Here is a 24,388-nt window from a genome sequence, read left to right on the forward strand (position 1 = left end):
CCGCCGGCGACGACGATGTGCTGGTCGCGGAAGAAGAAGCCGTCGCAGGTGGCGCAGTAGGACACCCCGCGTCCACCGAAGGTCTTCTCGCCCTCCAGGCCGAGCTCCTTGTAGGCCGAGCCGTTGGCGAGGATGACCGCGCGGGCGCGGTAGGTGTCGCCCTCGGCGGTGGTCACGGTCTTGACCTCACCGGTGAGGTCGACGGAGGTGGCGTCGTCGTAGATGACGGTGGCGCCGAACTTCTCGGCCTGGGTCTGCATCTTGTCCATGAGCTCGGGGCCCATGACGCCCTCGGGGAAGCCGGGGAAGTTCTCGACCTCGGTGGTGTTCATCAGTGCGCCACCGGCGGTGATCGCGCCGGCGATGACGACCGGGGCGAGGTTGGCGCGGGCGGCGTAGATCGCGGCGGTGTAACCGGCCGGGCCGGAACCGACGATGACAACCTCGTGCATGCGGCCCGGGTCGTCCTGCGCGGAGGCGGTGGTGAGGGGGGTCAGCTCGATCATCGGGTTCACGCCGTCGCGGGGAGCAGGTCGGCCAGCAGTGCCTCGACGCGGCCACGGATGTCGTCGCGGACCTGGCGGACGGTCTCGATGCCCTGGCCGGCGGGGTCGGTGAGCTGCCAGTCCTCGTAGCGCACGCCGGGGTAGAAGGGGCAGGCGTCGCCGCAGCCCATGGTGATGACGACGTCGGAGGCCTGGACGGCCTCGGGGGTGAGGATCTTGGGCCGCTGGTCGGAGATGTCGATCCCGACCTCGGCCATCGCCTCGACGGCGACCGGGTTGATCGTCTCCGCGGGTGTGGAGCCGGAGGAGCGGACCTCGACCCGACCGTCGGACAGGGCGGTGAGGAAGCCGGCGGCCATCTGGGAGCGGCCGGCGTTGTGGACGCAGACGAACATGACACTGGGACGGTCGGACACGGGGGTCTCCTTCAGGGGGTGTGAGTGAGGCGGGGGGCCAGGGCCGCGACGCGGTGGGACAGGTCCTCGAGGGCGTCGTCGAAGGCCTTGGCGTTGCCGGCGGGGACGGGGTCAGGCACCGACCAGTGGATGTCGATGGGCGTGGTGAGCTCCTCGTGGGCGCGGTCGCAGACGCTGATGACCAGGTCACCCGCGCCCAGCATCCCGTCGACGTGCTGGGGGGCGACCCGAGGCAGGTCCAGGCGGTGCCGGCGGGCCACCTCGAGGGCGACCGGGTGGATCGCCTCGGCGGGGTGGGTGCCGGCCGAGGTGGCGGGCACCGTGCTCGCGCGGCGCCACAGGGCCGCGGCGAGGTGGGAGCGGGCGGAGTTGCGGGTGCAGACGAACACCACACGGGTCACCGCCCGCTGGTCGCGCGGGGCGATGCCGTCGAGCGCGCCGGGGACGAGCCGGACGTAGTTGCGGCGGCGGTCGGCCTCGGACCGCCTGCGGCTGATGATGCCCTCGCGCTCGAGGACGCCGAGGTGGTGGGCCACCAGGTTCGACGGCGCGGTGAGGATCTCGGCGAGCTCGGAGGGGGAGGCGTCACCCAGGCTCAGCACGTCCACGATCCGCAGCCGGGCGGCGTCGGCCAGCGCGGCGTGCAGCCGTGCCCGCCTCTCCAGATCCGTCCTGTCAGTGCTCATTGAGTCAATGATCACTGACTGGATAGGGTGCTGTCCAGTCCGGCTCACGGCCCGAGGATGGTGAGCCACCCGGTGAGGGCGAGCAGGGTGACCGCGAGGACAGGGATGGTGAGGACGACGCCGACCTTGAAGTACGTGCCCCAGCTGATGTGCATGCCCTTGCGGTCCAGCACGGAGAGCCACAGCAGGGTGGCGAGTGAGCCGATGGGGGTGATCTTGGGGCCGAGGTCGGCGCCGATGACGGCGGCGTAGGCCATCATCTGCTCGGTGAGCCCGCTGGTCCCTGCGGCCTCGATGCCCAGGGCGGCGATGAGGGTGGTGGGCATGTTGTTCATCACCGAGGACATGCCCGCCACGAGGAACCCGGTCCCGGTCGCGGTGGCCAGGCCACCGTGCTCGGCGATGCCCGCGAGGACCTGGCCGAGGGAGTCGGTGAGGCCCTCGTTGCGCAGGCCGTAGACCACCAGGTACATGCCCAGGCTGAACATCACGATCTGCCAGGGCGCGGACCTGATCACCGACCACACCGTGATCGTCGGCTTGGCGGTGGTGATGGTTCCCGTCCGGGCGGACGAGGCCCCGCTGCCAGGAGAAGGGGCGGCAACGGCCACCGCCTGGCTACCACCGCTCACCGGTACCGCCACCAGGTCGTCGCCGGTCGCGGCGGGACGGACCTCGGTGCGCCGGAAGAACGTGCGCGGGCGGCGCGCAGCGACAAGTGCCAGCACGACGGCACACAGGGAGGCGACCGCGGCCACGGGGATCCCGGTCGCGTCGGCGGCGAAGTAGCCGACCAGCAGCGCGCCCAGAACGACGATGCCCGCGCGGAACGTCGTCGGGTCGGTCACCGCCTCGGTCGGGCGGCGCAGTGCGCTCACGTCGTAGCGGCCGGGGATGGATCTGCGGAAGAACAGGCGCAGCACCACCAGGCTCGCGCCCAACGAGACCAGTGCCACGGGCACCATGACCAGGGCGTAGCGGGCGAAGCCGATGCCGAAGTAGTCGGCGATGACGATGTTGACGAGGTTGGAGACCACGAACGGCAGGCTGGTCGTATCGGCGATGAACCCGGTGGCGATGACCAGCCCGAAGGCCACCGCTGGGGAGAACCGCAGCGCCAGGATCATCTGGAAGACGATCGGGGTCATCACGAGTGCCGCGCCGTCGTTGGCGAACAGGGCCGCCACCGCTGCACCGAGGACGACGATGAGGGTGAACAGGGCGCTGCCGTTGCCGCGCGCCCACCTGGACACGTGCAGGGCGGCCCACTCGAAGAAGCCGGCCTCGTCCAGGATCGAGCAGATGATGATGACCGCGACGAAGGTCAGCGTCGCGTTCCACACGATGTCCCACACCACCGGGATGTCACTGAGCCGGATCACGCCTGCGAGGAGCGCGACCACCGCGCCCCCCAGGGCGCTCCACCCGATGCCCAGGCCCTTGGGCTGCCAGATCACCAGGACGAGGGTGGCGAGGAAGATCCCGACGGCTAGCAGCACGGCGCACCCCCGACCGCGTGGCTGGAGGTGGCTGCTGGCTGGGCGCCGAGGGTCTCGTGTCGGAGGTCGAGCGAGGGTGTCACCGTCTGGTGTCCTTCCGTGGCACGGGCGAGCCCTGCCGCCGCGAGGGAGGGCAGGGCTCGTCCGTGGGGTGTCGTGGTGTCGTGGGTCAGAGGGCGCCGCGGCCGTGGGCGAAGCCGGTGGGGAAGCCGATGAGCGCGGGTTCGGCCGGCGCCCCGCAGCAGTCGCTGGCCGCCTCCGGGGCAATGCTCATGCTCCCGTCGGCCTCCACCACCGGGGTCGCGGTGGAGCACACCCCGGTCTCGGGCAGCTCCAGCTCGAGCGTGCTCGCGGCGGCCGTGTCGCCGGCCAGCTGGGCGACGATCGAGCGCACCTGCTCGTAGCCGGTGGCCAGCAGGAACGTCGGGGCGCGGCCGTAGGACTTCGTGCCGGCGACGTAGAAGTCGGGCTCCGGGTGGGCCAGCACGTCGGCGCCGTGCGCGGGGACCGTCCCGCAGGAGTGGAGCTCCGGGTCGATGAGCGGAGCGAGCCGGCTGGGCGCCTCGACCGCGGGGTCGAGGGCGAGGCGCAGCTCGCGCAGCATCCCCAGGTCCGGGCGGAAGCCCGTCGCGCCCGCGACCCCGTCCACCACCAGGAGGCGCTCGCCCTGGGGCGTGGCGACCGTCAGCTCCAGGCGGTCCTCCGCCGGTCGCAGGGCGGTGATGGTGGTGGAGGGCATGAGCTCGACCTCGCCGGCCTCCACCGCCCGCCGCAGCTGCGAGCCGAGCATGCCACGGGCCGGCAGCCCGTCGGCGTCACCCCCGCCGTAGGCCCGGTCGACCGAGGATCCGCGCACCAGCCAGGTCACCCGGGTGCCCGGCTCGGAACGACGCAGCCGGGCCAGGGACAGCAGCGTGTTCGCCGCCGAGTGTCCCGCACCCACCACCACGACGTGCCGGCCTGCCGCCCGTTCCCGGTCCCGCCCGAGCACGTCGGGCAGGGGGCCGAGGAGGAAGGGGGCGGCGTCGGCCTCACCGGTGGCGGGCAGCCCCGCCGTGCCGAGCGGGTTGCGCTGCGTCCAGGTCCCCGACGCGTCGATCACGGCCCTGGCGCGGTAGTCCACGACCTCACCGTCGATGGTGGCCCGCACGAGGAACGGACGCTCGCCGCGGCCGCGGCCGTGGGTCTTGTCCAGGCCGTCGCGGCTCACGGCCACCACGCGCGCACCGGTGACGATCCGCCCGCGCAGCGCGGCCGTGCTCGCCAACGGCTCGAGGTAGTCGCTGACGAGCTCACCGCCGGTCGGCAGGCGCTTGGGGCTCGGCGCCTGCCAGCCCTCCGCCTCCAGGAGGCGGCGGGCGGCGCCGTCGACGTTGAACTGCCAGGGCGAGAACAGGCGGACGTGGGCCCACTGCCGCACCGCAGCGGCGACCGAGTCGCCGGCCTCCAGCACGAGCGGCTCCAGGCCCCGCTCCACGAGGTGAGCGGCGGCTGCCAGGCCCACCGGCCCAGCGCCGATCACGATCACCGGCAACGACGTCGGTGTTGTCGAGGGCATGGGTGGCCCCTTCCTGGAGAGCACGATGGCGCCCTCACATTGATGGTGCTCGATGTGACGAGGGCAGCATGTCAGATCATATCGACAGACGTCAATTGATGGGGGACACTGGGGCCATGACGACGACTCCGCAGACCCCCGAGCTCGCGTGCTGTGCCCCGCTCACTCGCGAGCCGCTCGCCGAGGGGGAGGCGCGTGACCTCGCGACCATGTTCAAGGCCCTGGCCGACCCCGCCCGCCTGCGCCTGCTCTCCCTCATCGCCTCCCACGAGGGTGGCGAGGCGTGCGTCTGCGACCTCACCGAGCCGGTCGACCTGTCCCAGCCGACCGTCTCCCACCACCTCAAGGTCCTCACCGACGCCGGCCTCCTCACCCGCGACAAGCGCGGCAGGTGGGCCTACTACGCCGTCGTCCCGCAGGCGCTCGACACCCTCGGGGACGTCCTGCGCACCCAGCACGCCGGCAGCACTCCCGCCGCCTGCTGCTGAGTACGCACACGCGCGTCCGGTCCCGCACCGGTGACCTCCCCCGTTCTCCTCACGCCAGCGTGCTGTGAGGGGGGAGGTCGGAGGAGAAGCGGGGAGGTCAGTGAGCGGGTTGGCGGGCCACGAGGCCGGTGACCGCCTGCTCCACCTCCGCCACCGTGATGGCGGCCAGGGCGGGGTCGAGCTCGTCGGCGTGCGGGTCGCCGGTGCCGTCGCCGTGCCAGAGGACGACGTGGCGGTCGACGTCGAGAGCCGGTCCCCACGTCGTCGGCGGGGTCGGGCCGAAGAGGAGCACCGAGGGCGTGCCGACGCCCGTGGCCACGTGCGCCACGCCGGTGTCCCCGCACACGAGCAGGCGCGCCCCGGCCACGAGGGCCGCCAGCCCCGGCACGTCGAGCTCGCCGGCCACCGACTGGACGACGTCGCCGGCCACCTCCCTGCACAGCGCCGCCTCGGCGGCCGAGCCGGTGACCAGCACCCGGTGCCCGTCGCCGGCCAGCCGACGCGCCAGCTCGCGCCAGCGCTCGGCCGGCCAGCGGCGCGACCCGGAGGCCGCGCCGGGGTGGAGCAGGACGGCGCCGGCGCCGCCGGTGGCCGGATCGACCGGCAGGCGCAGGTCCTCCGGACCGCACTCACCCCCCGCGGCGGTGAGCAGTCGGCACCAGCGCGCCACCTCGTGCTCCCCGTCGCGGAAGTCCGGGGCGACGTCGTCGGGGGTGGCCGGGTGCCCGGCCTCCGCGCAGGCGAAGGCGACCAGCCGCGAGGGTTCGGTCGCCGCGAGCAGCCGGTGGCTCTGGGGACCGCGGCCGTGGAGGTTGACGGCCACGTGGCCACCCGTCCCGCCCACGGCCAGCGGCTGCTCCAGGCCCGTCGCCGGCACGACGCCGTCCACGAGCCCGAGCCGGACGAACCACCCGCCGGTGCCCTCGGGGCCGGCGAGGACCACCCGCCGGCCCGGCCACGCCCGCCGGACCCCGCGCAGCGCCGCGACGCCGGTGAGCGCGTCACCGAGGCCGAGCGCCCGCAGGACGAGGACGTCGCCGGGCCCGAGGCCGGCTAGGGCCACGACGGCTCGCCGGAGGCCATGACGACCATCTCGCGGATCTCACAGCCCACCGGCTGCTGCAGCGCCATGAGGACGGTCCCCGCGGTGTGCGCGGGGTCGTTGAGGTCCTGGTCGGGGCCGGGCTTGAAGCGCTCGTCGCGCCCGTCGAAGAACGCCGTGCGCATCCCGCCGGGCACGAGACAGGTGACCCCCACCCGCCCCGCGTACTCCGCGGCCAGCGCCTGGGAGAAGCCACGGACGGCGAACTTCGACGCGGAGTAGGCGGTCGCGGCGTCGGCGCCCTTGAGGCCGAGGGTGGAGGAGACCGTGACGACCGTCCCGCGGCTCTCCTCGAGGTGGGGCAGCGCGGCGCGCACGACGGCGACCGTCCCGAGGAGGTTGACGTCGATGACCCGACGCCAGTCCGCGGGGTCGATCTCGAGCAGCGGCCCGCACGCGTCGGTCCCCGCCGCCGTGACGACCGCCGTCGGCGGCCCGACCTGCTCGACGAGCGAGGCGACCGCCGCCGTCGCCGCGTCCCAGTCGCTGAGGTCCGCCACGGCGTGCGGCACGTCCACCGAGGGAGCCACCCGGTCGATGACGGCCGGGCGTCCGCCCGCCGCCGCCACCGCCTCGACGACGGCGGCCCCCAGGCCTCCCGCCCCTCCGGTGACGTAGACAGTTCCGACCTCGCGTGCGTTCACCCTGCTCCTCCCGTTGACCGTGCGTGCTCCGCGGCCTGGGCGGCCTGCTCGGAGCGGTTGATGATGGATGTCGTCGACCGGCCGCCCAGGTAGGGCAGCAGGACGACCCGGCCGCCGTGCGCCTGCACGACCTCCGTCTCCGGCAGCGGCCTGCCGCCGTAGTCCCCGCCCTTGGCCCAGATGTCGGGGCGCAGGTGGGTGAGCGTGCCGCGCGGGTCGTCGTCGTCGAAGACGACGACGGCGTCCACGCAGTCCAGCGCCTCGAGCACCTTGGCGCGGTCGGCCGCGGGCACGACCGGCCGGCCTTGCCCCTTGAGGCGGGTGACCGACGCGTCGGAGTTCATGAGGACGACGAGGCGGTCTCCGAGCCGGCGCGCGGCCTGGAGGGTCGCGACGTGCCCGGCGTGCACGATGTCGAAGCAGCCACCGGTCGCGACGACGGTCGCGCCGTCCCCGCGCAGCCGCGTGGCCAGCTCGCGCAGCGCGTGCGGCTCGGCCTTGAGGACGCCGCCGCGGTCGGTGGGCGCCGCGGGCGTCTCGGCCGGCTCGCCGACGGGCTGCCGGCGGCCGCGGAAGCCCTCGGCGCCGCCGGCGGCGACCCACGCGGAGGCGTCGGCGACGGCGGACTCGACCGCCTCGGAGAGCAGCGCGCCGGAGGCCAGGGCGCTGGCGGCGCTCGCGGCGAACCGGTCGCCGGCCCCGCAGGGGTCACCACCGTGGGTGGCGACCGCGGGGACGTAGCTCGTCTCGTCGTCGTGCGCAGCGAGGAACGCGCCGTCCGCGCCGGCGGTCACGCACACCCCGCGGGCCCGCCACGCGGTGCGCAGGGCCGCCGCGGCGACGTCGGCGGGTGCGTCGGGCCGCTCGGTGGCGGAGCGGGCCTCGCTGAGGTTGGGCGTCACGAGTGCGGCGCCGGGGACCGGGTCGCCACCGCGGGGGTGGGGGTCCCACACGAGCCGCGTGCGGCGGGCGGCCTCGGCGAGCAGCTCGCGCAGACCGGGGTGGCGGGTCGTGCCCGCGCCGTAGTCGGAGACGAGGACGGCGTCGGCGCTCGCGAGCACCCGCGCGACCTCCTCGAGGGGCAGGTGCTCACCGGGGCTGCCGGGGCCGCCGTCGTCGACCCGGACGAGCGACTGGCCGCCGCTGCGGATGCGGGTCTTGCGCCGGGTGGCGCCCTCGTGGGGCAGGCGCAGGACCGTCAGGTGCTCCTCGAGCTCGGCCACGAGCCGGTCACCGTGCTCGTCGTCGGCGATCGGCGCGACGAGGGTGACGCGGCCGGTGCACAGCAGCGCCGCGAGACCCGCGCCTCCAGGGCTGTGGCGCGTGGTGCTCACGTCGAGCACCGGGACGGGGGCGTCGGGGGACAGGCGTACGACCTCACCGTCGACGTCCGCGTCGAGGACGACGTCCCCGACCACGACGACGTGCGGTGCGGAGTCTCCCGTACCCCCATCCCGCCGAGCGCTGAGCTGTTCCGGGCCGGACCCGTCCTGCGCAGGTGCCTCACCATCCCGCCGAGCGCTGAGCCGTTCCTCGGAGGAGACGGCCGTGCCCCCCACCCCGAGGTGGCGGTCGAGGGCGGCGCACAGCGCGTGGATGGCGACGAGATGGCCTTCCTGGACGGCCGCCGTCGAGGGCGCCTCGACGCACAGCGCGTCGTCGCACAGCTCGGCGAGCGGGTTGGGAGCGGGGCCGGTGAGGCCCCAGACGGTCAGGCCGAGCTCGCGGCCGCGCTCGGCGGCGCGCAGGACGTTGGGGCTCTTCCCCGAGGTGGACAGGAGCACGAGGACGTCACCGGGGCGCCCGTGCCCCTCGACCTGGCGGGCGAACATCTCCTCCGCGCCGTAGTCGTTGACGATCGCGCTCACGCTGGAGGACTCCGAGCACAGCGAGATCGCCGAGAAGGAGCGTCGGTCGTGGAGGAAGCGGCCGACGAGCTCGGAGGTGAGGTGCTGGGCCTCCGCGGCGCTGCCGCCGTTGCCCGCCGCGAGCAGCCGCGCGCCGCCGGACAGGCGCCCGGCGAGCTCGGCGGCCCACTGCTCCACGGTGCCGGCGTGGTCCTGGAGGAAGCCGAGGGCGGTCTCGAGCTCTGCCCGGTGCTCGTCGATCCAGTGCTGGGCGCTCATGCGGTCGCCGCCTTCCGGGACGTCGTGGTGCGGGCGACGCTGACCTCGGCGTAGGCCGCCTCGGTCGCGGCGGCCACCCGCTCCCAGCTGAAGCGATCCTCGGCACGGGCGCGGGCGGCCTCGCCGTAGCGGGCGCGCACCTCCGGGTCGACGAGGAGGCGGGTGATGGCCGCGGCGAGCGCGTCGGGCTCGCGCGGGGGGACGAGGGAGCCGGTGCGGCCGTCCTCGACGGAGTCGAGCAGCCCGCCGACGGCGCTGCCCACGAGCGGGCGCCCGCAGGCGGCGGCCTCGAGCGGCACGATCCCGAAGGGCTCGTACCAGGGGGTGGCGACGACGATGTCCGCGGAGCGGATGAGCGCGGGCACGCCGGTGCGCGGCACCGAGCCGACGAACCGGACCCGGTTCTCGACGCCGAGCTCCTCGGCGAGGGCGTGCAGCCGCCGTGCCTCCGGGTCGGTGCGGATGTGGGACTGGTCGGGGCCGCCGGCGACGAGCAGCTCGACGTCGGGCAGCAGCGGCAGCGCGGCGACGACCGTCTCCACGCCCTTGCGCTCGACGAGCCGCCCGATGGACAGCAGCCGGAAGGGCTGGTCGCCGGGCGGGGGGTGGGCCTCGCCGTCGGGGCTGAAGAGCTGGACGTCGACCCCGCACGGCACCACGCGCACCCGCGACCGGTCGATGCCCATCGCCTCGAGCTCGGTGACCTCGTCGCTGCACGTCGCCACGACGAGGTCCGCCTCGGTGGCCACGCGCGTCTCGGCCGCGACCCGGCCGGCGGGGCTGGTGTCCTTGGCGCCCTGGTGGCGGCGCTTGACGGTGCCCAGGGCGTGGAAGGTGTGGACGAGCGGCACGGGCACCTGCTCGGCCGCCTCGAGAGCGGCGAGCCCGGACATCCAGAAGTGCGAGTGGACGACGTCGGGGCGGTCCGCGCCCGCCCAGCGCTGGGCCAGCCAGCGGCCGAACTCGGGCATGTAGGGGAGCAGGTGGTCCTTGGGCAGCACCTGCGCCGGCCCGGCGGGGACGTGGACGACCCGCACACCGGGCAGCATCTCGACCTGCTCGGGCAGGTCGGGGTCGTCCCGGCGGGTGTAGACGGCGACGTCGTGCCCGCGCCGGGCGAGGGCGGCCGCGAGGGCGGCGACGTGGACGTTCTGTCCACCGGCGTCCTCGCCGCCGAGCGCTGCCAGCGGGCTGGCGTGCTCCGACACCATGGCGATTCTCATCGGACGACCTCCTTGAGCAGCGACTGCCAGTCCGCGAGGAAGCGGGCGGCGGAAAAGGTCTCGGTGGCGTGGCGGCGGGCGGCCTGGCCGCGCTCGCGCGCCTCGTCGGGGTCGGCGAGCCAGCGCAGCGCCGCCTCCTCGAGCACCCGCGGGTTCGCCGACACGACGCCGGCGTCCGCCGGGACGGCCTCGGGGGCCGCCGTCGTCGCCAGGGCGAGCACGGGCAGGCCGAGCGTCATCGCCTCGATGAGCGACAGCCCGAGCGAGGTCCACCGGTAGGGGTGCAGGTAGGCGCGCTGCCGGGCGAGGAGGGGGTGCATCTCGGACTGCCGCACGTCCTCGTGCAGGTGCCCGGCCAGGTCGGGCGCGTGCTCCTCGAGCGCGGCCATCCCCATCCCGTACACGGACAGCGGGACGGTCCTGGACAGGTCGAGCACGACGTCGGTGCCCGCCACCCGCCACCGGCGCACCGGCTCGTTGACGACGACGCCGACCCGCTCCTCCTCGCCCGTGTACAGGTACCCGGGGTCGAGGACGCCGTGGTCGATGACCGTCGTCGGCGCCCGGCCGCAGTCCCACACGAGCGCGTTGAAGTGGGTGACGTGGACGATCGGGATGTCGCTGCGGTCCGCGAGCGGGTGGCGGGTGCGCACGGCGTCGCCGTTCGGGGTGTTGTGCTCGACGTACACGGCGGGCACGTCGGTGCCGGGGCGCAGTCCGGTCCACTCCTCGAAGAGCGCGATCTCGTGCGGCCGCTGGAGGACGACGACGTCGCAGCCCTCCTCCCGCAGCTCCGCGGGGCTGAGCTCGCGGGCGTTGGCGGGCCAGTCCCACGTGCGGGCCCGGCCCAGCCCGTCGGGCCCGCGGTCGGGGAGCACCGGGATGAGGTACTCGTCGGGACCGGTGACGAAAGGGGTCAGCCAGGACCCGTGGACGTGCCAGACGGCGACCTTCACGCCATGACCTCCTGGGGGGCGAGGGACGCGACGGCGTCCACGACCTGCTCGGGACGGATGCCGGTGAGGCAGGGGTGGCCCGGCACCGGGCACTCCCGGGCGCGGGTGTCGGCGCACGCGGCGAGCTGGTCGCCGAGCACGACGGTCGGCACGCCGTAGGGGGCCCACCGCTCGGCGGGCACCACCGGGGAGAAGAGGGAGACGACGGGGGTCCCGACGGCGGCCGCGAGGTGCGCCGGGCCGGTGTTGCCGACGACGACGCACGCGGCGCCGTCGAGCACGGCGGCCAGCTGGGGCAGGTCGGTGCGGCCGGTGAGGTCGTGGACACCCGGGCCGGCGGCGGGGGCCTGCTCGCCCGGCCCGCCGGTGACGACGACGTCCCACCCGGCCGCCACGAGAGCGCCGGCGATCGCCCGCGCGTGCTCCGGCGCGATGGCCCGAGCCGGCACCGAGGCCCCCGGGTGCAGCACGACGTACTCGCCCCGTCGCCGAGCGCTGAGCTGTTCCTGCACGAGGGGGGCTCCGCCAGTAACAAGTGAGCTCTCGGCGGGGAGGGGGGTGGCGGGGAGGGGGTGGCTCCCCTCTCGCCGAGCGCTGAGTTGTTCCTCGGCGGGGAGGGGGGCGCTGTCGGTGAGGAGGGGGGTGGCGTCGGGGAGGGGGCGGCGGACGGCGAGGCGGCCGTCGTCGCCCGGCGGCAGCTGCGCGCCGGCGGCGCGGGCGAGGTCGAGGGCGGCCTCGACCTCGTGGAGGCCCTCGGGGCGCTGGTGGCGGACGTCGAGGAGCGAGCCGGGGTAGTCCACGCTCGTCGCGGAGACGTGCCCGATCCCCGCCAGCTTCGCGAGCAGCGCCATCGGCAGCGGGCTCTGGTGGAAGGAGGTGAAGACGACCGCCCGGTCGTAGCGGCGGGCCGCGAGCGTCGCGACGAGCCCGTCGATGGCCGCCGGGTCGACGGCGGGTGGCCGGTAGCCCGACCACGGCGCGTCGACGACGAGCACCTCCCGCACCCCAGGCAGCAGCCGGGCGGCCCCCGCGCCGGACGGACCCGCGAGGAGGTCGACGTCGTCGTGGGCCGCGAGGGCCCGGACGGCGGGCCCGGTGAGGAGGACGTCGCCGTCGTTGTCGAGGCGCACGGCGAGGGTCGTCATCGCTCGTCACCCGCCATCGTGAGGACGAGGTCGACGGCGGAGGCGAGGTCCGCGGCGACGTGCTCGGCACGCTCGACCTCCTCCGTGCGGGTGACCGGCGTCGGAACGAGCACGGCGCGGGCACCGGCGGCCTGGGCGGCGCCGACGTCGGCACCGATGTCCCCGACGACGACGCACTCGTGCGGTGCCACGCCCAGGGTCTCGGCGGCGCGCAGCACCATGCCCGGCCCGGGTTTGCGGCAGGTGCAGCCGTCCCCCGGGCCGTGCGGGCAGTGCTCGACGACGTCGAACGAACCGAGCAGGTCCTGGACACGCTCGTTGACCCGGGAGACGTCCTCGGCGCTGATGAGACCGCGGGCGATGCCGGACTGGTTGGTCACCATGCCGACGAGCAGGCCTCCGGCGCGCAGCCGGCGCACCGACTCCGCGGCGTCGGTCACCGTGCGGACCCTGGCGGGGTCACCGTTGTAGGGGACGTCCTCGACGATCGTGCCGTCGCGGTCGAGCAGGGCGGCGCGGAGCGGCGGCGGCCACGCGGGCACGTCGCGGAACCTCACCGCTCCGTGCAGCCGGTGCCACACCGCCGACCAGGGGATGGCCACGCTCGTCCACACCATCCGGCGCCACTCGGCGGCCCAGCCCTCCTCACCGGGACGGGGGCCCGGCGCGATGCGGCGCACGGTGAAGTCGGCGGTCAGGCCCGCCCACGTGGCGGCCGCCGCGGCGGCGGCGCGCCGGCGACCGGCGGCCGCGAGGAGCGTGGCGGCGGACCCGGCCGCGACGGTGGCGACGTGCCAGCGGAAGCGCCCGCGGCCCGTGCCGCCGATCTCGCGCCAGCCGGGGCCGTGCAGCGCGCGCATGAGGGAGTCGGAGGCAGAGCCGGCCTGCATGCGCAGGCTGACGGCGTCGTCCGCGGGCCGCACCGGGTGGAGGATCTCGCGCTCGCCGCGGACCAGCTCCCAGCCGGCCCGGGTGACCCGCAGGGCGAGGTCGGCGTCCTCCCGGTAGGCGCGCGGGAACCGCTCGTCGAAGCCGTGGACGGCGGCGAGGGCCGCGCGCCGGTAGGCCATGTCAGCCGTCGCCCACCTGGCGGTCTCCAGGCCGGCGGTGTTGCGCTCCCAGTCGGTGGGGCGCCGGTGCTGCGGCAGCGGGACGGTGATGCGGCCCTGCGTGGCACCCACCTCCGGACCGCACGCCGCGAGGTCGGCCGCGAGCCGGGTGGACCAGTTCGCGGGGAGGCGGACGTCGTCGTCGAGGAAGGCGACCCACTCGGTGGTGGCGGCACGCCACCCCGCGTTGCGGGCGGCGGCGGGGCCACGCCCGCCGGAGCGCAGCACCTCGACCGGGACGTCGCCCGGCGGCAGGTCGAGGGGCTCGGCCTGGTCGAGCGGGCGGTCGTCGACGAGGACGACCCGCTCGGGGGCCGGCCCGCCCTGACCGAGCAGGTCGGTGAGCACCTCCCGGAGGGAGGGGCGGCCGACGGTGGGGACGACGACGGTGTAGCCGCTCACGCGACCGCCACCGCGGCGTCGTCCTCCACCGCCGCCCCGGCCGCCTCGTGCGTGGCGAAGAGCTCGGAGCGACGGACGAGGTGGGGGCCGAGGACGAGCAGGTCGACCGGCGCGGAGCCGAAGAGCTCGAGCGCGTCACGGGGGTCGTCGACCATGGGCCGTCCGGCCGTGTTGAGGCTCGTGTTGATGACGACGGGCAGGCCGGTGCGCTCGGCGAACGCCGCGATCGTCGCGCCGAGGCGCGGCTGGCGCTCGGCGTCGACGGTCTGGATGCGCGCGGTGCCGTCGACGTGGACCGCCGCGGGGATGCGGTCGCGCCACTCCGGGCGGACCGTGTGCACGAAGAGCATGTAGGGGCTGGGGATCGGGCCGTCGGTGAAGATCTCCTCGGCGCGGTCGGCGAGGACCATCGGCGCGACCGGCCGGAACTGCTCCCGGCCCTTGACGTCGTTGATGCGCTCGAGGTTCCTCTCCAGCCCCGGGTGGGCGAGGAGGGAGCGGTGGCCCAGCGCGCGCGGCCCGAACTCGCTGCGCCCGTCGAACCAGGCGATGACACCGTTGCTGGCGAGCACCTCGGCCACCTGCTCGGGCAGGTCGTCGGGGGTGGTGAAGGGCACCTTGGCCGTCGTCAGCCACCGGGCGAGCTCGTCGTCGGACCAGGCGCGGCCGAGGTCCGCCCCCGCGATCGGACGCGGCTCGGCGCCGCGGTCCGCGGCGACCTGGAGGGCCGCGCCCAGGGACGTCCCTGCGTCGCCGGCGGCAGGCTGCACCCACACGTCCTCGAAGGGGGTCTCTCGCCAGATGCGGGAGTTGGCCACGCAGTTGAGCGCGGTGCCGCCCGCCATCGTCAGCGCGGTGTCCCCGGTCTGCTCGTGGAGCCAGCTCGCGAGGTCGACGAGGACCTCCTCGAGCCGCGCCTGGACCGAGCAGGCGAGGTCGGCGTGGGGACCGCCCCACGTACCGTCGTCGATGCGCGGCTCCACCCACCGCGACCAGTCGGGGACCGGGGCGAGGAAGCCGCCGTCCTCGGTGGCGTGGATGGTCTCGCGCAGCTCCTCGAGGAAGCGCGGCTTGCCGTAGGAGGCCAGGGCCATGACCTTGTACTCGTCGGAGGAGCGCAGGAAGCCCAGGTGCTCGGTGAGCGACTCGTAGAGCAGGCCCAGGGAGTGCGGCAGCTGCTGCCCGGCGAGCGTCTCGAGCCTGCCGCCGGAGTAGCGCCCGGCGAGGTGGGAGGCGTGCTCGCCGCGGCCGTCGAGGACGAGGACGCTCGAGCTGGCGTGCGGGGAGGCGAGGGCGCCGGAGGCGGCGTGGGCCACGTGGTGCGGGACGAAGACGACCTTCTCCGGGTCGAGCCCCGGCAGGGCGGCGGCGAGGAACTGCGGGGCGCGCTCGGCGTAGGTGAGGCGCAGGTGGTCCCACGGGTCGTCCAGGCCCATCTCGTGAGCCGGGCGCGCGAGGGAGGGGTCGAAGGAGTAGGCGACGGCGTCGAGGTCCTTGGGCTCCAGGCCTGCCTGCTGGAGGCACCAGCGCATCGACAGCTCCGGGAGCTCCCACGCCGAGAAGGGCACCGGCCGCTTGCCGTGCTTGCGCCTGCTGAAGCGCTCCTCCTCCGCCGCCGCGACCACCTTGCCGTCGATGACGAGCGTGGCCGACGGGTCGTGGAACAGCGCGTTGACCCCGAGAACTCGCATGCGTGACCTCCTGGATGGTCCAACTCACCTATAGGTGATTCGCTGCTCACGCTGCCCGAGAGAAGTACTTCTCGCACCTCGACATGGAGGCTCGACTGTGACGACCACCCAGACCGCCCCTGCTCGCACCGCGGAGCTCGCTCTCCACCTCCTGGACGGACGGGTCTCGCCGGCCACCGGGGCACGGCGGCTGCAGCGGGAGGACCCCAGCGGATCGGGGACGGTGACGACGCTCGTGCCGGCGACGGTGGAGGAGGTCACCGCCGCGGTCGACGCCGCCTGGCGGGCACGCACCGCCTGGCGTCGCACCGCACCCGCGGAGCGTGCCGCGGCGCTGCGTGCGGCCGCGGCGGCCGTCCGCGCCGACGCCGACCGGCTCGGGGAGCTGCTCACGGCCGCGACCGGACGGCTGCTCGGGCAGTCGGTCGAGTCCGCCACCGTGGCTGCCGACCTCCTGGAGGAGGCGGCGACGACCGGTCTCGGTGCGGCCGGCCGGACGCTCGCCGGCGCGACGGGGGCCCTGGACGTGGTGCGCCGGGAGCCCCGGGGCGTCGTCGCGGTCATCACCCCGTGGAACGACCCGTTCCCGGCGGCGGCGGGCCTCCTCGCGGCCGCGCTCGTCACCGGCAACACCGTGGTGCACAAGCCCTCGGAACGCTCGGCGGTGCCGGCTTGGGAGATGGCCCGCCTCGTCGCCGACGCGCTGCCCGCCGGGGTGGTCAACGTCGTCAACGGCGACGGCGAGACGGGTGCCGCCGTCGTCGCCGACGAGCGCGTGGCCCTCGTGGCGCACGTGGGCTCGACGGTGGCCGGCCGGCGCATCGCCGCCGTCGCCGGCGCGCGCGGCGCGAAGGTGCTGCTCGAGAACGGCGGCGCGGACGCGATCGTCGTCGACTCCGGCGTCGACCCGCGGTGGGCCGCCGAGCAGATCGCCACGGGCGCCTTCACCAACACCGGACAGATCTGCACCTCCGTCGAGCGCGTGTACGTGCACGACGACGTCGCCGACGCCGTCGTCGCCGAGCTCGCCGACGTCGCGGACGCGCTCGTCGTCGGGGACCCGGCGGACCCGGCCACGACGCTCGGACCGCTCGTGGACGCGGACCAGCTCGCCGTCGTCGAGGAGCACGTGCGTGCCGCGGTGGACGGCGGCGCCCGGTGCGTCACCGGAGGTGCGCCGCTCGACCGGCCCGGCAGCTTCTACGCCCCCACGGTGCTCGATGGCTGCGCACCGCACTCGGACGCCGTCGCCGAGGAGACCTTCGGCCCGGTGGCCGCGATCGTGCGCGTGCCCGACTTCGACACCGCGCTGTCCCTCGCGGGGGAGAGCCGGTACGGGCTGGCCGCGACCGTCCTCACCCCGGACCTCGGTCACGCGCTGCGCGCCGCCGAGGAGCTCGAGGTGGGCACGGTCAAGGTCAACGGTGTCTTCGGTGGTGCGCCGGGCGGCTCCGCCGACCCGCGCCGCGACAGCGGCACCGGTGCCGGCTACGGCCCTGACCTGCTCGCCGAGATGACGGTCCTCAAGACCGTGCACCTCGAGGCGCCGGGCGCCTGACGGCCGCCGAACCCGCGAGATCTCCGTCACGTGGGGATGTGCAGTGCGTACGCAGGCCGTAGCGTACCGCTCACTCCTACCAAAGTAGGAAATAGTTCCCTACTTTCGGAGGGCCCCATGGTGCTTGGTCTGGCTCGTCGTCCCCACAGCGTGCCGGTGTCGCCCGAGCTCGAGGAGGCCCGTGCCAACGTCGCGGCCGTCACCGCCGTGGTGTCGGCCCTCGCGCAGGCGACGACGTCGGCAGCGGCCGTGAGCTCGGCGCTCGACGTGGTCCGCGAGCAGTTCGGGTGGGCGTACGGCTCCTACTGGCGTATCGACGACTCCGCCGGCGTGCTCCGCTTCGCCCAGGAGTCCGGGGACGCCGGGGCGGAGTTCCGGAGCGTCACGCTGTCCGCGTCCTTCCGGGAGGGGGTCGGCCTCTCCGGGCGAGCCTGGCGCGCGCGCAGCCTCGTCTTCGTCGACGACCTCGGCGACCTGCCCGACTGCGTGCGTGCACCCGCCGCACAGCGGGCCGGGGTCCGCAGCGGCGTGTGCTTCCCGCTCCTCGAGGGTGGCGTGGTCACCGGCACGATGGACTTCTTCGCCACCGAGCGGCTCGAGCTGTCCGCGCAGCGCCTCGACACGCTGCGGACCATCGGCGTCCTCGTCTCCCAGGCGATCGAGCGGGTGCGGGCCGCGGAGCGGCAGAACGAGGACCTCAAGGACATCGAGGCTGTCCACAGCGTGCTGCGGGGCGTGTCCGCCGCCACCACCCAGGAGCAGGCGCTGAGCCGCGCACTGGACGCGATCCGGACGGGCTTCGGCTGGGTGTACGGGTCGTTCTGGCGGGTCGACGAGGCCGAGGGCGTCCTGCGGTTCGCCCAGGAGTCGGGCACCGCGGGCCAGGAGTTCCGTGAGGTCACCCTGGCCGCGTCCTTCCGGGAAGGGGTCGGCCTGTCCGGACGGGCGTGGCGCTCGCGGGACCTCGTCTTCGTCGAGGACCTCGCCGAGCTCACCGACTGTGTGCGCGCGCCCGCCGCGAAGCGTGCCGGCGTGCGTTCCGGGGTGTGCCTGCCGATCCTCGTCGGCGGCGACATCGTCGGCACGATGGACTTCTTCACGACGGCGACGGTCGCGCTCTCGCCCGGGCGCGAGGCGGCACTGCGCAACACGGCGTTCCTCCTCGGCCAGGCGCTCGAGCGCTTCGCCGGGGCGGACCGCCTTCGCCGGGCCGGGCAGGACCTGCTCACCTCGATCGGTGAGGTCGAGCAGAACGTGCTGGCCGCGACCTCGGTCGTCGGGGAGGGACGGCGTCTCGCCGACAGCGTCAACGTCGAGGTCGCCGGGCTCGGGGAGTCCAGCGCGAGCATCGGGAAGGTCGTCAAGACGATCCAGGACATCGCGGCGCAGACCAACCTCCTTGCGCTCAACGCCACCATCGAGGCGGCCCGGGCGGGCGAGGCGGGCAAGGGCTTCGCCGTCGTCGCGGGCGAGGTCAAGGAGCTGGCCGGGGAGACCGCGCGTGCCACGACGGAGGTGGACGAGAAGGTGCGGGCGATCCAGGGCAAGGTACGTCAGGTGGTCGCCTCGATCGCCGAGATCTCGGCCGTCGTCGAGCGTGTCGACGACACCCAGACGACGATCGGCGGTGTCCTCGCCGAGCAGCTCACCGTCACCCGGGCGATCCTCGGCTGACTGTGAGGCAGGCGGTCAGCCGTACCGGCGGGCGGTCGACGCGCGCTGGGCGTCCTCGAGCGCACGAAAACGTGCCTCGGCGTGGGCGGGCAGCACCCGGCGCTCCGTGAGCACCCAGGGCGCCCCCCGGAGCGCGGCGAGCACACCTGCGAGCGCGGTCCGCGAGCGCAGCTGGCTCAGCACCACCGCGGTGCGGCGCAGGGCGGCGGGCAGCGGGCGGCGCAGCCAGGTGAACCACAGGGTGTTGCGGACGCCGTCGCGCTGCCGCCTGGTCGTGTCGCGCGCCGTGGAGGCGTGGTGGTGGACGGTGGTGGTGGGCAGGTAGCACAGCTCCCAGCCCACGGCGGCGAGGTCCGCGGCGAGGAGCTCCTCCTCCCCGCCCAGCCACAGACGCGGGTGGAAGCCGCCGACACCGACGAACGCGCTGCGCCGCACGACCGACGCGCCGGCGAGGAAGCTGCCGAGCGCCGGTCCGGGCAGCCCCGGGCGGCCCTGGACGGGGGAGTCGCGCAGCTCGGCGACGATCGGGTCCTCCGTCCCGGCGGGCTCGACGAGGATCCGCGCGGTGAGGACCGCGACGTCCGGGTGCGCGTCGAGCGCGTCGGCCGCGGCGGTGAGGCTGCCCGGGTCCCACCACGTGTCGTCGTCGCAGAAGGCGACGTAGGGGGTGTCGAGGAGCTGCACACCGAGGTTGCGGCCCACCGCACCGAGGTTGCGGCGGCTCTCCAGCAGCGTCACCCACGGGTGGTCGTGCCGCACCGCCTGCGCCGTCCCGTCGCTCGAGCCGTTGTCGACGACGACGACCGGCGGCGCCTCGGGCAGCGCCCGCAGCAGGTGCAGCGTCCGGTCCAGCTCGGTGCGCCGGTTGTGGGTGATGACGACGACGCCGACGCGCGGGTCCGGTCCAGATGAGGTCATGCCCCCATTTGAGCCCGAGCCGGCGCTGCCCGCACGGGCGGACCTGCGGGGCGGTGACGCCGCTCACCACCCCGGCGACCGGCGGAATGGGCGGTGTCGGAGCCGCGTTGCCCCGGCATGACGGACTACGGCCACGACCTCCTCTTCGGCTCCTTCATCACCCCGAGCAACGCCTCGCCCGAGAGGGTCGTCGCCCTGACGCAGGCCTCGGAGGCCGCCGGCCTGGACCTCGCCACCTTCCAGGACCACCCCTACCAGCCCTCCTTCCTCGACACGTGGACGCTGCTGTCCTACGTCGCCGCCCGCACCGAGACGATCCGGCTCGCCCCGAACGTCGCGAACCTGCCGCTGCGGCCGCCCGCCGTGCTCGCCCGGGCTGCCGCCAGCCTCGACATCCTCAGCGGGGGCCGGATCGAGCTCGGCCTCGGCGCCGGTGGCTTCTGGGACGCGATCGAGGCGATGGGCGGCACCCGCCTCGCGCCCGGCCAGAGCGTCACCGCCCTGAGCGAGGGCATCGACGTCATCCGCGGCATCTGGGACACGAGCACGCGCGAGCGTCTCGTGCTCGAGGGTGACCACCACCGCCTGGACGGCGCCAAGCGGGGCCCCGCTCCCGCCCACGACATCGCGATCTGGGTCGGTGCCCTCAAGCCCCGCATGCTGCGGCTCATCGGGCGCACGGGCGACGGCTGGCTGCCGTCCCTCGCCTACCTCGAGGGCCTCCAGGACCTCGCGGACGGCAACGCGGTCATCGACGAGGCGGCCACGGCCGCCGGCCGCGACCCCCGGGCCGTACGCCGCCTCCTCAACATCGGGGGACAGCTCACCGCCCAGCGCAGCTCACGGCTCCTCGTCGGCCCGCCCGAGCAGTGGGCCGAGCAGCTCGCCGCCCTCACCCTCGAGCACGGCGTCAGCGCCTACATCCTCAGTGGCGACGACCCCTCCGCCTTCGCCGTCCTCGGCCAGGAGATCGCCCCCGCCGTGCGCGCGCTCGTCGCGGCGGAGCGCGCCTGATGGACTACGGACACCCCCTCCAGCTCGGCGTCCTCCTCCCCGCGACCACCGCCGCGGTCGAGCTCGCCGTCCTCGCCGAGGAGCTCGGCCTGGACCTCGTCGCGCTCCCCGACGCCCCGGACGGCGCCGAGGCCTGGACGCTCCTGTCCTGGGTGGCCGGCCGCACCCGGCGCATCGGCCTGGCCCCGGCCGCCCTCGACGCCACGGCCCGCACGCCCGCCGTCGTCGCCCGCAGCACCGCCAGCCTCGACCTCCTCAGCCGTGGACGCGTCACCCTCGCCCTCGACGGTGATCCGGTGGACGCGCTCGAGGAGGCGGTCGACGTCGTGCGGGGCACCTGGGACGCCGCCGCCCCCACGCCCCTCACCTACCGCGGTGAGCACCACCGCCTCGCGGGCGCCCAGCGCGGGCCCGCGCCGGCGCACACCGTCCCCGTGTGGCTCGGCGGAGGCGGACGCGACGCCCTCGACCTCGTCGGCCGCGCCGCCGACGGCTGGCTCGTGCCGCCCGCCACGTCCCCGGCGGCCCTGCGGGACGGCAACGCGCTGGTCGACGTCGCCGCCACCTCCGCCGGGCGCGACCCGCGCGAGGTCCGCCGCGTGCTCACCGTGGACGTCGCCGGCTCTGTCGACGACCTCCTCGGGCTCGTCGTCGACGACGGTGTCGGCACCCTCCTCCTCGCGACCGACGACGCCGCCGTGCTCGAGCGCTTCGCCCGCGAGCTGGCCCAGGCCCTCCGTGAGGCGGTGGCGAGGGAGCGCGCCCGCCGCGGCACCGCGCCCGCCCCCGCGCGCAGCAGCGCCGTCCGCGCCGCCCGCCGGCCACGCATCGCCTACGACGACGTCCCGACGGCGCTCGCGGACCACGCCGTCGAGCCCGGCGACGCCCGGTACGCGGCCGTCCGCTCGACCTACCTGCGCGAGGGAACGCCCGGCCTCGTGCTGCGCCCGGGCACAGTCGAGGAGGTGGGTCAGGCGCTGCGCTTCGCCCGCACCCAGGACGTGCCGCTCTCGCTGCGCAGCGCCGGACACGGGGTCAGCGGCCGCTCCACGAACGACGGCGGCATCGTCCTGGACCTGTCGCGGATGAACGGCATCGAGGTGCTCGACGACGCCGAGCGGCTCGTGCGCCTCGGCCCCGGCGCCCGCTGGGGCGAGGTCGCCGCCGCCCTCCAGCCGCGCGGCTGGGCCATCAGCTCCGGCGACTACGGCGGTGTGGGCGTCGGTGGGCTCGCGACGACCGGCGGGATCGGTTTCCTCGGCCGCGCGCACGGGCTGACGATCGACCACGTGCGGGCGGTCGAGATGGTCCTCGCCGACGGCAGCGTCGTGCGGGCGAGCGAGGCCGAGAACACCGATCTCTTCTGGGCCGCGCGCGGCGCCGGCTTCACCGTCGGCGTCGTCACCGCCTTCGAGCTGCAGGCGGCGGAGGTCGGCGACGTCGGGGTGGCCCAGCTCGTCTTCGACGCGAGCGACACCGCCGAGTTCCTCACCCGCTGGGGCGCCGCCGTCGAGGCCGCGCCGCGCGAGCTGACGAGCTTCCTCATGATGGGCGCCCCGCGGGGCGGGCAGGTCCTCGCGCAGACGACGACCGTCATCGACTCCGCCGACCCCGCGACGATCCTCGCGATGCTCCAGCCCTTCGCGCAGATCGCCCCGCTCGTGGGCCAGTCCGTGCAGGTCGCGCCCTACGCCGCCGTCGTCGCGACGCCAGACGCCGCGCACGCAGGACAGGGCGAGCCGGTGACGCGCTCCGGGCTGCTCGAGCACGTGACGCCGCAGTTCGCGGCCGACGCGGAGCGGCTGGTCCGCTCCGGGCACACGTTCTTCTTCCAGATCCGCGCGACGGGCGGCGCCGCCGGGGACGTCGCGCCGGACGCGACCGCCTTCGCGCACCGCTCGGCGAACTTCTCGGTCGTCGCCTTCGGGTCCAGCCGCCGCAACCTCGACGCCGTCTGGGACGGGATGCACCACCACTCGATCGGGCTGTACCCGAGCTTCGAGACCGACCCTCGGCCGGAGCGGCTCACCGAGGCCTACCCGCCGGCGCACCTGGAGCGCCTGCGCGCGATCAAGCGCCGCCACGACCCGGACAACGTCTTCCGGGACAACCACAGCATCGTCCCGTGACAGACGTGCGGGGCCCGGGCAGCACCCGGGCCCCGCACGGTGGGGTCGGTCGCGGTCAGGCGGCGTGGACGACGGCGTCGGGGCCGACGACGGCGAAGTCCGGCACGCGCACCTCGCCGGCGACCTTGGCGCCGTCACGCAGCCGCGCTCCGCGCCCGACGACGGCCCGCGGGCCGACGTGGGTGTTCTTGCCGAGCCGGGCTCGGGCGGCGACGACGGCCTCCCGGTCCACCCACGCACCGTCGTCGAGGTGCGCCTCGGCACCGACGCGGGCACCGGGGTCGACGTAGGCGGTGGGGGAGACCCAGGCCGTCGGGTGCACCTTCGCGCCGCGCTCGACGAGCCCACCACCGTGGGGGTGCTGGACGTAGCGCAGCATGGTGCCGTCGTCGTCCTCGAACTCGACATACTTGCGGCGGGCCACGGTTCTCCTCCCGGGTACGGGTCGTGCTGTCACCTGTCTCAACGGCCGCGGTCGCGCGCAGATTCCACGTCCGGGGCGCCGAGCGGTGTGAGATTGGCCGCTTCCCGCGCGCGCTGGCGAGCGTCGGCGGCGTGGCGCACGCTGGCCGGGCGGGCGCGACGTGCGCCGCCCGGGAAGGGAGCGAGGATGGTCGACGTCGTCGTCGTGGGCCTGGTCTGCCGCGACATCGTCATGACCGTGGACGAGCTGCCGGCGAGCGGTTCCGTCCCGGTGGGGACGCGGATCGAGACGCTCGGCGGTGCCGCCAACCAGGCCGTCGGTGCCCGCCAGCTCGGACTGTCCGCCGGGCTCGTGGGCGTGGTGGGGCAGGACACGGCTGCCGACCTCGTCCTGGACCAGGCGCGCCGGGACGGGATCGAGGTCTCCGGCGTCGTCCGCCGGGAGGGTGGCACCACACCGCTCGTCGTCGGCGTCGTCGAGGCCGACGCCACCCACCGCCTCCTCGAGCACGTGCCAGCCGAGGCGCTGCTGACCCCGGCGGACGTCAGGGCCGGCGCGCCGATCGTCGGGGCCGCGCGCGCCGTCGTCGCCGACCTCCAGCAGCCCGACGACGCCGTCGCCGAGACGGTCCGTCTGGGCGCCGCGGCCGGTGCCCTCGTCGTCCTCGACGGCGCTCCGGACGACCCGGACGCGCTTGCCGACGTCTGGGACGGGGTGTCGGTGCTGCGCGCCGACGACGACGAGCTCGCCGCCTACGTCGGCAGCGTGCCCGAGGGGACGGACGCCGTCGTCGACGCCGCCCGTGAGCTCGTCGCGAGGGGCCCGGGGGTCGTCGCCCTGGGGGCCGGGCAGGCGGGCAACGTCGTCGCCTGGCGCGGCGGGGCGCGCGTCTTCCCGCGGCTCGGGGAGGAGCCCGTGGACGTGACGGGCGGGGGTGACGCCTTCGTCGCCGGGCTGCTGCGTGCCCTGCTCGACGGCGCGGACCCGGAGACGGCGGGGTGGTGGGCCTCGGCCGCCGCTGCGCTCACCGTGACGAGGCTCGGCGGGCGCCCGGACCTCGACGCCGAGGCGGTCGCGAGGGAGGCCGAGCGGGCCGCGGGCCGTTGAGGCACGAGATGCA

The 24,388-nt window shown here is 75.3% G+C and carries 20 protein-coding genes and 1 pseudogene; 6 read left to right on the plus strand and 15 right to left on the minus strand.

Annotation, left to right across the window (positions count from 1 at the left end):
- The 5 genes from DSZ44_RS11955 to DSZ44_RS11975 all read right to left on the minus strand — a co-directional run.
- Positions 1-506, minus strand: a 506-nt coding sequence (locus DSZ44_RS11955) for an NAD(P)/FAD-dependent oxidoreductase (RefSeq protein WP_181424626.1), incomplete at its 3' end; no start/stop codon positions are given.
- Positions 507-511: 5 nt separating this feature from the next.
- Positions 512-901, minus strand: coding sequence for an arsenate reductase ArsC (locus DSZ44_RS11960; protein ID WP_110852867.1), 390 nt, complete (start codon positions 899-901; stop codon positions 512-514).
- 32 nt (positions 902-933) lie between these two features.
- Complete coding sequence (locus DSZ44_RS11965) at positions 934-1,608, minus strand: arsenate reductase/protein-tyrosine-phosphatase family protein (RefSeq protein WP_110852868.1); 675 nt, start codon at positions 1,606-1,608, stop codon at positions 934-936.
- 44 nt (positions 1,609-1,652) lie between these two features.
- Positions 1,653-3,107: an arsenic transporter gene (locus DSZ44_RS11970; protein ID WP_110852869.1), complete on the minus strand. Its 1,455-nt coding sequence runs from the start codon at positions 3,105-3,107 to the stop codon at positions 1,653-1,655.
- A gap of 169 nt (positions 3,108-3,276) precedes the next feature.
- Positions 3,277-4,665: an NAD(P)-binding domain-containing protein gene (locus DSZ44_RS11975; protein WP_110852870.1), complete on the minus strand. Its 1,389-nt coding sequence runs from the start codon at positions 4,663-4,665 to the stop codon at positions 3,277-3,279.
- Positions 4,666-4,781: 116 nt separating this feature from the next.
- Here DSZ44_RS11975 and DSZ44_RS11980 point away from each other — a divergent pair, with 116 nt between their 5' ends.
- The gene (locus DSZ44_RS11980; protein ID WP_110852871.1) at positions 4,782-5,153 is read left to right on the plus strand and encodes an ArsR/SmtB family transcription factor; all 372 of its coding nucleotides are present in this window, start codon (positions 4,782-4,784) and stop codon (positions 5,151-5,153) included.
- A 97-nt stretch (positions 5,154-5,250) separates the two neighbouring features.
- On the opposite strand, the gene DSZ44_RS11985 is transcribed toward DSZ44_RS11980, so the two are convergent.
- The 8 genes from DSZ44_RS11985 to DSZ44_RS12020 are packed head-to-tail and all read right to left on the minus strand — an operon-like array spanning position 5,251 to position 15,551.
- On the minus strand, positions 5,251-6,216 hold the full coding sequence (locus DSZ44_RS11985; protein WP_110852872.1) for a glycosyltransferase family 9 protein: 966 nt from the start codon (positions 6,214-6,216) through the stop codon (positions 5,251-5,253).
- Positions 6,207-6,899, minus strand: coding sequence for an SDR family oxidoreductase (locus DSZ44_RS11990; RefSeq protein ID WP_110852873.1), 693 nt, complete (start codon positions 6,897-6,899; stop codon positions 6,207-6,209). The genes DSZ44_RS11985 and DSZ44_RS11990 overlap by 10 nt, the downstream gene beginning before the upstream one ends.
- On the minus strand, positions 6,896-9,025 hold the full coding sequence (locus tag DSZ44_RS11995; RefSeq protein WP_110852874.1) for a PfkB family carbohydrate kinase: 2,130 nt from the start codon (positions 9,023-9,025) through the stop codon (positions 6,896-6,898). The genes DSZ44_RS11990 and DSZ44_RS11995 overlap by 4 nt, the downstream gene beginning before the upstream one ends.
- Complete coding sequence (locus DSZ44_RS12000) at positions 9,022-10,248, minus strand: glycosyltransferase (RefSeq protein WP_110852875.1); 1,227 nt, start codon at positions 10,246-10,248, stop codon at positions 9,022-9,024. Before DSZ44_RS12000 ends, DSZ44_RS11995 begins: the two co-directional genes overlap by 4 nt.
- Positions 10,245-11,204 carry a glycosyltransferase family 4 protein gene (locus DSZ44_RS12005; RefSeq protein WP_110852876.1) on the minus strand — a complete coding sequence of 320 codons (960 nt, stop codon included), beginning with the start codon at positions 11,202-11,204 and terminating at the stop codon, positions 10,245-10,247. The genes DSZ44_RS12000 and DSZ44_RS12005 overlap by 4 nt, the downstream gene beginning before the upstream one ends.
- Positions 11,201-12,349: a glycosyltransferase family 9 protein gene (locus tag DSZ44_RS12010; protein WP_110852877.1), complete on the minus strand. Its 1,149-nt coding sequence runs from the start codon at positions 12,347-12,349 to the stop codon at positions 11,201-11,203. Before DSZ44_RS12010 ends, DSZ44_RS12005 begins: the two co-directional genes overlap by 4 nt.
- Positions 12,346-13,860 (minus strand): HAD-IIIA family hydrolase, encoded by a 1,515-nt coding sequence (locus tag DSZ44_RS12015; RefSeq protein ID WP_110852878.1) that lies wholly within the window; start codon positions 13,858-13,860, stop codon positions 12,346-12,348. Before DSZ44_RS12015 ends, DSZ44_RS12010 begins: the two co-directional genes overlap by 4 nt.
- On the minus strand, positions 13,857-15,551 hold the full coding sequence (locus DSZ44_RS12020) for a carbamoyltransferase family protein (RefSeq protein WP_110852879.1): 1,695 nt from the start codon (positions 15,549-15,551) through the stop codon (positions 13,857-13,859). The genes DSZ44_RS12015 and DSZ44_RS12020 overlap by 4 nt, the downstream gene beginning before the upstream one ends.
- 97 nt (positions 15,552-15,648) lie before the next feature.
- On the opposite strand from DSZ44_RS12020, the gene DSZ44_RS12025 reads away from it, so the two are divergent.
- Both DSZ44_RS12025 and DSZ44_RS18815 read left to right on the plus strand, forming a co-directional pair.
- A complete protein-coding gene (locus DSZ44_RS12025; protein WP_220035181.1) occupies positions 15,649-17,109 on the plus strand; it encodes an aldehyde dehydrogenase family protein in 1,461 nt (486 codons plus the stop codon).
- 117 nt (positions 17,110-17,226) lie between these two features.
- The gene (locus DSZ44_RS18815) at positions 17,227-18,783 is read left to right on the plus strand and encodes a GAF domain-containing protein (RefSeq protein ID WP_110852880.1); all 1,557 of its coding nucleotides are present in this window, start codon (positions 17,227-17,229) and stop codon (positions 18,781-18,783) included.
- A gap of 15 nt (positions 18,784-18,798) precedes the next feature.
- Here the strand turns inward: DSZ44_RS18815 and DSZ44_RS12035 are convergent, their stop codons facing one another.
- Positions 18,799-19,701, minus strand: coding sequence for a glycosyltransferase family 2 protein (locus DSZ44_RS12035; RefSeq protein ID WP_110852881.1), 903 nt, complete (start codon positions 19,699-19,701; stop codon positions 18,799-18,801).
- A gap of 117 nt (positions 19,702-19,818) precedes the next feature.
- On the opposite strand from DSZ44_RS12035, the pseudogene DSZ44_RS12040 reads away from it, so the two are divergent.
- Positions 19,819-20,712 (plus strand): annotated as a pseudogene (locus DSZ44_RS12040) (LLM class flavin-dependent oxidoreductase); the annotation flags it as partial.
- Positions 20,713-20,714: 2 nt separating this feature from the next.
- Positions 20,715-22,844 carry an LLM class flavin-dependent oxidoreductase gene (locus DSZ44_RS12045; RefSeq protein WP_110852883.1) on the plus strand — a complete coding sequence of 710 codons (2,130 nt, stop codon included), beginning with the start codon at positions 20,715-20,717 and terminating at the stop codon, positions 22,842-22,844.
- A gap of 55 nt (positions 22,845-22,899) precedes the next feature.
- Here DSZ44_RS12045 and DSZ44_RS12050 read toward each other — a convergent pair whose 3' ends face one another.
- The gene (locus tag DSZ44_RS12050; protein ID WP_110852884.1) at positions 22,900-23,268 is read right to left on the minus strand and encodes a transferase; all 369 of its coding nucleotides are present in this window, start codon (positions 23,266-23,268) and stop codon (positions 22,900-22,902) included.
- Positions 23,269-23,454: 186 nt separating this feature from the next.
- Between DSZ44_RS12050 and DSZ44_RS12055 the strand changes: the two genes are divergently transcribed.
- A complete protein-coding gene (locus DSZ44_RS12055; protein ID WP_110852885.1) occupies positions 23,455-24,375 on the plus strand; it encodes a PfkB family carbohydrate kinase in 921 nt (306 codons plus the stop codon).
- Positions 24,376-24,388 lie beyond the last annotated feature (13 nt).

Origin of the sequence: Georgenia satyanarayanai, assembly GCF_900116375.1 — a bacterium.
GTDB classification, from domain to species: Bacteria; Actinomycetota; Actinomycetes; order Actinomycetales; family Actinomycetaceae; genus Oceanitalea; species Oceanitalea nanhaiensis.

Bases quoted from the DNA above. Each gene is read 5' to 3' on its own strand.
- DSZ44_RS12020 (WP_110852879.1), bottom strand. From the start codon at position 15,551: ATGCGAGTTCTCGGGGTCAACGCGCTGTTCCACGACCCGTCGGCCACG.
- DSZ44_RS18815 (WP_110852880.1), top strand. From the start codon at position 17,227: ATGGTGCTTGGTCTGGCTCGTCGTCCCCACAGCGTGCCGGTGTCGCCC.
- DSZ44_RS11995 (WP_110852874.1), bottom strand. From the start codon at position 9,025: ATGAGCGCCCAGCACTGGATCGACGAGCACCGGGCAGAGCTCGAGACC.
- DSZ44_RS11975 (WP_110852870.1), bottom strand. From the start codon at position 4,665: ATGCCCTCGACAACACCGACGTCGTTGCCGGTGATCGTGATCGGCGCT.
- DSZ44_RS12055 (WP_110852885.1), top strand. From the start codon at position 23,455: ATGGTCGACGTCGTCGTCGTGGGCCTGGTCTGCCGCGACATCGTCATG.
- DSZ44_RS11960 (WP_110852867.1), bottom strand. From the start codon at position 901: ATGTTCGTCTGCGTCCACAACGCCGGCCGCTCCCAGATGGCCGCCGGC.
- DSZ44_RS11980 (WP_110852871.1), top strand. From the start codon at position 4,782: ATGACGACGACTCCGCAGACCCCCGAGCTCGCGTGCTGTGCCCCGCTC.
- DSZ44_RS12000 (WP_110852875.1), bottom strand. From the start codon at position 10,248: ATGAGAATCGCCATGGTGTCGGAGCACGCCAGCCCGCTGGCAGCGCTC.
- DSZ44_RS12045 (WP_110852883.1), top strand. From the start codon at position 20,715: ATGGACTACGGACACCCCCTCCAGCTCGGCGTCCTCCTCCCCGCGACC.
- DSZ44_RS11965 (WP_110852868.1), bottom strand. From the start codon at position 1,608: ATGAGCACTGACAGGACGGATCTGGAGAGGCGGGCACGGCTGCACGCC.
- DSZ44_RS12035 (WP_110852881.1), bottom strand. From the start codon at position 19,701: ATGACCTCATCTGGACCGGACCCGCGCGTCGGCGTCGTCGTCATCACC.
- DSZ44_RS12010 (WP_110852877.1), bottom strand. From the start codon at position 12,349: ATGACGACCCTCGCCGTGCGCCTCGACAACGACGGCGACGTCCTCCTC.